Source organism: Longimicrobiaceae bacterium (assembly GCA_035696245.1).
Lineage (GTDB): Bacteria > Gemmatimonadota > Gemmatimonadetes > Longimicrobiales > Longimicrobiaceae > DASRQW01.
This window is the reverse complement of sequence record DASRQW010000530.1, coordinates 1-1,851: the sequence shown is the minus strand read 5'-3', so window position 1 is coordinate 1,851 and position 1,851 is coordinate 1. Positions and strand designations below refer to the sequence as shown.

Genomic DNA, 1,851 nt, shown 5'->3' with positions numbered 1-1,851 from the left:
AACTCGTCGCCGCCGAAACGGCCCGCCAGGTCGTTGGAGCGCAGCGAGCCCTCGGAGGCGAGCCAGGCGCCCAGCGCGCGAAGCACGGCGTCGCCCGCCAGGTGGCCGCAGGTGTCGTTGATCTGCTTGAGGTGGTCCAGGTCCAGGATCACGATGCCCAGCGGCGCGCCGCTGCCGCGCGAATAGTCCAGCTCGCGCTCCAGCGACAGCAGCAGCGAGCGGCGCGTGGCGCAGCCGGTCAGCTCGTCGGTGTTGGCCAGGTCGTGCAGCCGGCGCCGCTGCTCCATCAGGTTCTGGAAGACCTGCACGCGCCCGCACGCCTGCACGATGGCCTCCACCACGCGGCCGGCCAGCTCGGCGGCCTCCTCGCCCAGCACCGGCTCGCCCGCGCCCGCACGCTCCACGAAGAAGCCGGTGATGCCGTCGGAGATGGGGAACGGGACCACGACCACGGAGCGCACCGGCGCCTCCACGCCCTCGCGCTCCCAGTCCTCGCGCAGCTTCTCGAAGAGCGGCGAGCTAGCGACGTCGCTCACCGTCACCGACGCTCCCGTCTCCAGCGCGCTGCGGATCTCCGGGTAGAGGTCCAGGTCCAGCACGATCCCGTCCTCCATCCCGCGCTCCGACGAGGCGACCACGCGCGCGATGCGCTCGCTGGCATCTACCGACACCACGGAGCAGCGCGCCACGCCCAGGATCTCGGAGGTGCGCGAGGTGACGAGGTGGAACATCTCGTCCGCCGTGACCACGCGGTTCAGCTCGCGGATCAGGTCGATGGCCTGGAGCCGCACACGGGCCTGCTCGCGCGCGCGGCGCAGCTCCTGGTGGCGGCGCACGTGCGCGTCCACGCGGGCCAGCAGCTCGTCGAGCCGGAAGGGCTTGGTGAGGAAGTCGACGGCGCCGTCGCGCAGGGCCGACACGGGCAGCGCGCCGTCGTGCGTGGCGGTGATGAGGACCACGGGGATCTCGGACCAGCGGTCCTCGCTGCGCAGCGCGCGCAGTACCTCCAGGCCGCTCATCTCCGGCATCATCACGTCCAGCAGCAGCAGGTCGGGCGGGTGCGCGGCCTCGCGCAGCAGGTCCAGCACGGCGCGGCCGTTGGTGGCGCTGCGCACGAGGTAGCTCTTCTTTAGCGCCAGCTCCAGCCCCTGCAAAATGGCGGGGTTGTCGTCGGCGACGAAGACGGTGGGAAGCGGCTCGGTCATGCGCTCGTTGGTCAGGACCTTCAAGACGGGCACCGGCTGCCGCGGTTCGCGGACGGGCCGGTACGGGGCCGGATGCAGCACGGCCGCGGTATGCAAGGACATCTAGGTTTGGATCGCGAAGGGAATGGTGCCTCGGCGAGGCGGCGGGCGGATGCAGGCGGGTTGCCGCGCGGCCCGTTCCGGCGCTCCGCCGGCGCGGGCCCGCTCGCGAACGAACAGGACGGTGTGGGCAAATCGCAGACCAGCGTACGCGTAGGGGACGATCTCACGCACCGCCCCGTTTTCGTACCCTTCCCGACGCCGCGGCCCTGGGGCGCACGTGCCCCACCGGGCCAACGCTGCCCCAGCGGCACCGGTCCGTTTCCTGCTCGTGCCGCCTGCGACCGTCCGCCGCCCGCCGATGCCGGCGCGCGCGGCGCCGCGCCCCCGAGCGAGCCCCAGCGAAGCCGAGTGCCGTCCTCTCCCGCCCTGTCCCGCATCGATCCGAGCCCCGTCCGGCCCGTCCGGCGCCGCATGCGCATCCTCCGCCACGCACTCGCTGCCGCGATGCTGGTGCTGTCGGCATGCGCGCCCAAGCCTGCGGAGCGGGTTTGGACGGAGCAGCGGCTGGCGCGCATGACGCTGCGGCAGAAGGTGGCGCAGATGG

The 1,851-nt window shown here is 72.7% G+C and carries 1 protein-coding gene; it reads right to left on the bottom strand.

The window, feature by feature from the left end; all coding sequences use genetic code 11:
* On the bottom strand, window positions 1-1,229 hold a 1,229-nt coding region (locus tag VFE05_23595; GenBank protein HET6233082.1), incomplete at its 3' end, for a response regulator.
* Window positions 1,230-1,851 lie beyond the last annotated feature (622 nt).